We start from the raw sequence: 7291 nt of genomic DNA, 5'->3' as shown, positions 1-7291 counted from the left end.
TATTCAAGAGGTTCGACCCGTGGCGAATTTAATTACGGGTCAAAGGCACGCCCTGGGAGTCGGGAGTCGGGTATGCCCCGATTTACCCATCTCCCCACAGCCGTTGACCTAGTAAGACTAATAATGCTGGTTGTCAGCCAGTCAGGCGATATAGTGTTTTTATCCCTTTTATCGAGAAAGATGAAACTTTATTACGTCACCCTCAACACTACCGAAGAAGCCAGTAAAATTAGTAAGGCATTACTGGAACAAAAGCTAGCTGTTTGTACTAACTGGTTTCCGATCACTTGTGCTTACTCCTGGGAAGGTAAAATTGTGGAAGAACCAGAAACAGTGCTGATTATCAAAACCCAGTCTGGCTATCGAGAAGAGATTGAACAGGTAATTGCTAAACACATTACTTATACCAATTTGATTGCAGAAATTTCTCCTGAATCAGTCAACTCTGGTTTTATGGAATGGTTAAATAAAGATGTTTATCCTAAAGCTTGATGTCACCAGCAGGAGACCGTTATCTGATAGATCTAGCAATTCTCTATGCCATGAGGTACAAAGGGATCCCCCTAAATCCCCCTTATCAAGGGGGACTTTGAGGTTGAGAAGCGTACCTCATAAATCCTAGAAACGCTATAATAGCTGACGGCTCAATGGTTACCTCATAACTCTAAAAAATGCTATAGTAAACAGTTGGTCATTACTACTAAACAGTAAACAGTTGAAAATGAAACAGTTGTCTCGAATTTCCTTAACTATTGTTAGCTTATTCCTGTGTTTGCTCACTTTGAGCAGTTGCAGCACCAACTTTGCTAACCCTGATCAACTAGAAGGGCAAGTGTTAACCATTATCCGGAATAATCCAGAGGCTATTTTAGAGTCGCTGCAAGCTTACCAGCAGGAAAAACAGCAAGAGCTAGCCCAATCCAGGCGAGCATTTTTGCAGCAAATGAGTACAGAGCCAGCATCGATAATTGGGAATTCCCCTACTACTGGTGTGGCGGAAAATAACATTGTGCTGTTGGAGTTTTCTGACTTTCAATGTCCATTTTGTGCCCAAGCTAACCAAAGCGTAAAGCAGTTTATGGACAAACATTCCGATCAGGTAACCTTAGTATATAAGCATTTGCCCCTAAGTCAGATTCATCCTGAAGCAATCCCCGCTGCTAAAGCAGCTTGGGCGGCTTTTCAGCAAGGGAAATTCTGGGAGTATGAAGATGCCCTGTTTGAGCAGCAAGATAACTTGGATGAAGATTTGTATGTGGCGATCGCCCAAAATCTTAATCTCGATCTAGAGCAATTTAATCGCGATCGCATTAGTGTTGGAGCGGAAGCTGCCATTAGGGACGATCTGAAATTAGCTCAGAGCTTGGCTCTTAAGGGTACTCCTTTCTTTATGTTGAACACAGAAGTGCTTCAGGTTCCTCTCAACCTATCAGAAATGGAGAGTATTTTGGCACAGGTCAGATCATGATCTAGTATTTCTATTTGAGTTGTAAACACACCTCTTGGGGCAAGAAGCAAAAGGCAAGAGGCAAAAGTTGGTAGGGTGCGTGATAAGACGGGTTCGCCCTAATTTTATAGGTAGCCAGTGTTGGCACAGCCCGTCGGTGTAACGCACCACTCGCTCTTTAAAACTTAATATCTAATCGAGGAACATTTAAGATACTTTCTTAGTCAGACAACGTGATTAATTGACTAGAGGTAAGACGATGAGAGTTGATCAAAGCAGTGGTTTAAGGCAACGACTTAATGGTATAGTTATGATTATCTATGCCTTAATACCGATTATCCTAGTAGTCGTATTTTTGATTACTTTTTTAACAATTTTACATGACATCAAAAGTCTAGTAAGTGGCCCTTTAGTGGAAATCAATAACACCCTAGTGGAGGTGAAGGAGAGTACTCAAAAAGCAAAAGAAGAAATTGCTAATATCATAGAACCAATCAAAACAGTAAAGGCAGAGGTGCAAGAAGCCTTAGAGATAGTTGAACAGATTCCTACAGGAGTAACTTTGCCTGATCTTGGCATCCCAGATGTTAATCTTCCGGTGAAACCAAATGTCAACTTGAAGGGTAGATTTCCGCCTAAGGTGAATATCGAGATGAAAGAAGTTTCAGTGGCTATGCCTACTATTCCTGGGTTTGAAGTACAAGTGGTTGGTTTGCAACAGGTCAAGGCAGTGTTAAAGGATAATTTGGAAATACTTAGGGTTTTTAATACTATTGTTAGCGGTATTCCTAACCTCGATTCCCTTAGAGACGATTCCCAAAAAATTGTAGCAGGAGTGCAGGAGTTGGTGAACGGAATTCAGAAAATCGGGAGCAAGGTATTAGGACTGATTATATTTAGCGCAATTATGGTGATACCCTGGTTAATTAAGTTATGTATAGCTCCTTACATTACCTGGGCTTACGGTCAGGTTACGACAGGATGGGCATTAGTCCGTGGTCAAGTAACTGAATAAAAGGGAATCGGGAATCGGGAATCCGGAATCGGGAATCGGGAATCGGGAATCGGGAATCGGGAATCGGGAATCGGGAATCGGGAATCGGGAATCGGGAATGGGGAATGGAGCATGTCACTTATGCCTCAGGGGGTGACAAGCCAATTGAAAGTCCTACAGGGGTTAGGTTTTAGGGGTTAGGTGAAGCGTGAACATCGTCATGGCGTAGTGGTTGATTAAAACTATCTATTGAGTTGGAGCAGTTATTTTCTGTTCAAATGCTCCCAAATACAACAACACGAGTCACTGTAATTTCCCCAACACCTAAAACCGTGCCACCCAACACCTGTCTAGGTTTGAGCTTTGTTGTCACCCCGTGAGCACTTATGCACAGCATTTGTACTAAAGCTATAGCACCATCATGGGTTTTCGCTGGCTCTGATCTATAGCGGTTTTTACCCTAATCAGGTATACAGGATTTTTGCCCTGTTCCCTCTTATCTCTTCCCTCTTCTCTCTTCCCTCTTCTCTCTTCCCTGTTCCCTGTTCCCTGTTCCCTATTCCCTAAAACCAGAAACTCTGTAGCTCACCAAATTAAAAACCGCTATAGCATTTATAAATAGGTCGTGAACAATCTTGCTAATTTTTGATAACAGCCAAAAATGCTCCAAGCTCTTGCCTACTGCTGCTCAGTTCCTTCTCCTAGGTTTCTGTTTAGATTAATCCTATGTTTACAACTCAAATAAAATGCTATGTAGATAGTTCCTATGTTCTGCAACTTTGACCTGCTCTCGGCCTCAAAGCTTTATATACTAAGCGTTTTAGGACTCATGTCACCCCCTCAAGCTAGACAGGAAACAACCTGATCTGACTATCCGCGAGAGAGTCGAAAAAAAAATTTTTTTTTTTTTCAACAAATTTGACAGCTTGTCTGATATCCTAATTTATAGACATTAAACTTCTCCGACAAAAAAATCCGAAACGCCCATCCTATCTAGGTGAAAACCTAATTTATGGGTAAGGATTCAGCTATCAGCTTATGGGCTACAAATGGTGCTCTTTTGTTAGCACCGCGTGCCCTGACGGCTGAAGGCGGACGGCTGACATTTTTGGAGATGTCTATTGTAGATATAGAGAGGTCATTTTTGTGCTAAAACTCGCGTTAAGAGTGTTTGCAATCCTTGTATTTTTTGTTACAAGTTTTGTCTTGTCTTCATCAAAGGCGTTTGCTGCTGGATGCTCCGTTCCTCATTTGCAAGGAACTGTTCTAGACGACGATCCTTCCATTCCATACATAGACACACACCTGATGAGGAATAAAATGTGCTATGGAGAAAATTTTTCTCAGCCTCCGATGCTGCTTCTAGAAAACCCGAAATTAGAAGAAAAGATAGATTTAACAGCCGAATATAAAGACTATGAGATTGGGGGTTTCCACGTGAAACTAAGAGGTTATACTACTAATACTAAGACTACTACTGAAGGAGATACTGATGTTCAAACACTTCCAAATGCACCAGTGGGCCCAACCATAAAAATAAAAACTTCAGAAACCCCTATTCAACAGGATCCGACTACTGGTGGTAAATATTTTCCTCTTAATATTAATTTTCAGAACGGACTTCCTTCGTGCCCTGGAACTGATTGTTTATCGATTCCCTACGATAAGTTTAAAAATCCCTACTTCAATAGCACTAATTTACACACTCATGGTCTCCATGTTTCTCCAGAGCCTACTCAAGATGACGTTTTGGTTGAAATAAAGCCTGATAATAACTTATGTGACCCTGTTTCCACGGGTTATTACAAGCCTGAGATAGACTACGACGGAAACAACGACGGAGTCATAGACGAGAAGGACTACTGTACTAACATCAGGATTAAAGTTCCTAAGGATCATGTTTCAGGGACTTTCTGGTATCATCCTCATTTGCATGAAGCTACAGCACTTCAGACTAGCAGTGCTATGGCTGGTGCTCTTATCATTGAAAATGATATTCCCGGTCAAAAATCTTTAGCTTCAGTACTGGCTGGCGTTAAAGATAGGATATTTGTTTTTCAACAAATACCTTTCATTGCCGCTAATGAATTTACTTGGGAGTTGACGGGTTATGTTGAGAACTTTGATGAAATATTTAGTCCAGGAAAATGGGATGGAACGAAAAAGGCTTGTGATTACCTTAATAATGATGACAATTGTCCTGAATTGATACCTGCTAATCCGGACACAATAATATCATACTCTCAAAGGGATGGACAAGGTGCTATATGGAATGGTTATGGCGGACATACCACTATCAATGGACAACTGGCTCCTCAAATTACAATAAACAAGAATGAAGTTCAACGATGGAGGTTTATTGATGCAGGAGTAAGAGAACGAATTGAGGTAGCTGTTTGTAAGGATGAAAATCAAAGCAATTTCACTGGAAAATGTGGCAGCGGAGAAATAATAAATGGTATTTTCCACGAGGTTGCTGAAGATGGAATAACTTTTAAGAATATGAGAGACCGGGAGAAGATTTTCTTAGGTTCAGGATATAGAAGTGACGTTTTGGTGAAATTTGACACACCTGGTAACTATCTACTTGTTGATACTCGCATTGATACCGTACCAGAAACCGCCACAAAACCAGATGAACAAGACATACCAGCCGACGTAAAAGCAGGAAGAAAGATTCTAGCATTTATAAATGTAGACGGTGAGTGTGCTAGTACTTGTGTATCTGATCTTCCTGATGATGAGAGCACTGAATATCAGAATATTTCACGTGTACCGGATATTACTAATTGCCCAGATAGTGACACTCCTTGGCAAAATGGAAACTGTGAGACCGATAAAAAAATTGAGTTGAATATAACGGGGGATTTTTTAATAAAGGTTACACAGTTGAAGAAGTCGGATACTTGCGAATATCCTCCTTGCGTACTAGGTACCTACCCTCCATCAACTGACGGCGAAGAATTTTCAATGGATAACTTCATAACAGTAAACAAGGGTACAAAAGAAAAATGGATTTTACAATCTAATCTGGGGAATCATTCTTTTCATATTCATGTTAATCCTTTTCTTGTGACTGATGGTCTAGATTACGTGGGATTGAACGACCAGCCTACTTGGAAGGATACTATCTATCTAAAAGCTCCAGATACAGATACAGAGGGTAACATTACTGCTACTTATCCAGTGACGTTCTTAACAAAGTTTGAGGACTTCACTGGCGAATCTGTTTTTCACTGTCATATTCTAGATCATGAAGATGAAGGAATGATGAGAGGATTTGAGATAAAATAGGCTTCTAGCAAGTAACAGTAGCGTCGGGTGCGTTAGGCAAGGGCTACTCTTGATTTTCCCCCTGATCAGAATCGGTTGAGAGAGCCCTGCCCGTCACCCACCACCGGGTCAAACAACAAAGATGATGTGTCTTAGGTGTGGAGGTACAATTTCCAATAGAAATTAAAACTAACTAAGATGCGCATCGGTAAACGCACTAGACCTAGACAATTAAACCTAATTATCAAAGGGTCATCCCATAACCATTGGCGTGACCCTTATCATATAATGCTGACCGTTAATTGGCCGATATTTTTCGGACTAATTGCGGTTTGTTATTTAACCATTAACATCGTCTTTGCATTATTGTACCTAGCTGGAGGAAATTGTATTGAAAATGCCCGTCCAGGTGCTTTCTTCGATGTCTTTTTCTTCAGCGTTCAGACCATGGCATCCATTGGTTATGGTGCCATGTATCCCGTCACCTCTTATGCTAATGTCATCGTTACCATAGAAGCTCTAGTGGGTTTGATGGCCCTAGCCATGGCAACGGGACTCATGTTTGCCCGCTTCTCTCGCCCTACTGCCAGAGTGATCTTCAGTCGTAGGGCAGTGATTGCGCCCCATAATGGAGTAACTACCCTCATGTTCCGCACTGCCAATGAAAGGGATAATCGGATTCTGGAAGCTCAGCTCAGGGTAAGTTTGCTGCGCAATGAAGTGACTTTGGAAGGGGAATCCATGCGTCGATTCTACGACATGAAACTGTTGCGTAGCCAAACCCCTAGCTTTGGTCTAACTTGGACAGTCATGCATCCAATTGATGAAAGTAGTCCGTTATATGGGGAAACACCAGAGTCTCTGGCTGAAATGGAAGCCACTCTTATTATCACCCTAGTCGGTATTGATGAAACGGTTTCCCAGACTATTCACAGTCGTCACTCCTACACCGCATCAGAAATTTTGTGGGATAGGCGCTTTGTAGATATGTTTCATAGCAAATCAGACGGCAGTAGAATTATTGATTATAGTCACTTTCATGATGTTAAATAATAGCAATTTATAGGGTTTTTCAATGGGGTTAGATACTTTCATTCTGGGTTTTAGGGAGTAGGGACTTCGGAGCAGGGAGCAGGGAGCAGGGAAGACCGCACTGCATCGCTTCTGCCTTTTGCCTTACTGTTGTGAAATTTAAATCCACAACAGCTTACCGTACGCAATAATAAGGATCAAACCAGTGGCGTAGGGTGTGTTAGGGACGGGCTCGCCAAGACGCAAGCCATAGCAAGTTTTGGGACAGTCCGTCCCGTAACGCACCACCGCGTCAAATAGCATGCATTGAGATGCACCCTGCAATTTTCTTATCCGTGTTCCCTATTCCCTATTCCCTGTTCCCTATTCCCTGTTCCCTTTGCTGTATAGCATTTCTATTACCCAAATGCTGTTACCTTAGGGCGTGTCATCAAATAGGAATCAATCTAGTTTAGAATCGATAAATGTAGAGAGTTGAGTCAATTAGGATCCGTGCTATCATGACACGTCGCTATGCCTTGCGGGATGACCAGTGGGAACGAATC

At 41.8% G+C, this 7291-nt stretch carries 7 protein-coding genes; 6 read left to right on the top strand and 1 reads right to left on the bottom strand.

The genetic code is table 11. From position 1 onward, the window contains the following. The 3 genes from cutA to F6J99_RS38685 all read left to right on the top strand — a co-directional run. Window positions 1–492 (top strand): divalent-cation tolerance protein CutA (cutA, locus tag F6J99_RS38695; RefSeq protein WP_293121311.1); only part of this gene is annotated, 492 nt, incomplete at its 5' end. 229 nt (window positions 493–721) lie between these two features. Beyond that, entirely contained in the window at window positions 722–1468 is a 747-nt protein-coding gene (locus F6J99_RS38690) for a thioredoxin domain-containing protein (protein ID WP_293121309.1), read from the top strand. A gap of 238 nt (window positions 1469–1706) precedes the next feature. Next, window positions 1707–2462 (top strand): hypothetical protein, encoded by a 756-nt coding sequence (locus F6J99_RS38685; RefSeq protein WP_293121308.1) that lies wholly within the window; start codon window positions 1707–1709, stop codon window positions 2460–2462. Here F6J99_RS38685 and F6J99_RS38680 read toward each other — a convergent pair. Next, complete coding sequence (locus tag F6J99_RS38680) at window positions 2447–2575, bottom strand: hypothetical protein (RefSeq protein ID WP_293121306.1); 129 nt, start codon at window positions 2573–2575, stop codon at window positions 2447–2449. The two genes, F6J99_RS38685 and F6J99_RS38680, sit on opposite strands and share 16 nt — an antisense overlap. Window positions 2576–2922: 347 nt before the next feature. On the opposite strand from F6J99_RS38680, the gene F6J99_RS38675 reads away from it, so the two are divergent. The 3 genes from F6J99_RS38675 (at window position 2923) to F6J99_RS38665 (ending at window position 6767) form a co-directional block, all read left to right on the top strand. Next, the gene (locus tag F6J99_RS38675; protein WP_293121304.1) at window positions 2923–3063 is read left to right on the top strand and encodes a hypothetical protein; all 141 of its coding nucleotides are present in this window, start codon (window positions 2923–2925) and stop codon (window positions 3061–3063) included. Between the two features lie 524 nt (window positions 3064–3587). Next, complete coding sequence (locus tag F6J99_RS38670) at window positions 3588–5735, top strand: multicopper oxidase domain-containing protein (protein WP_293121302.1); 2148 nt, start codon at window positions 3588–3590, stop codon at window positions 5733–5735. Window positions 5736–5912: 177 nt separating this feature from the next. Next, on the top strand, window positions 5913–6767 hold the full coding sequence (locus F6J99_RS38665; RefSeq protein ID WP_293121300.1) for an ion channel: 855 nt from the start codon (window positions 5913–5915) through the stop codon (window positions 6765–6767). Window positions 6768–7291: the final 524 nt, after the last annotated feature.

Source organism: Moorena sp. SIO4G3, from assembly GCF_010692305.1.
GTDB lineage: Bacteria > Cyanobacteriota > Cyanobacteriia > Cyanobacteriales > Coleofasciculaceae > Moorena > Moorena producens_A.
The sequence above is the reverse complement of the archived record's forward strand: the minus strand, read 5'-3'. Positions and strand labels throughout refer to the sequence as shown.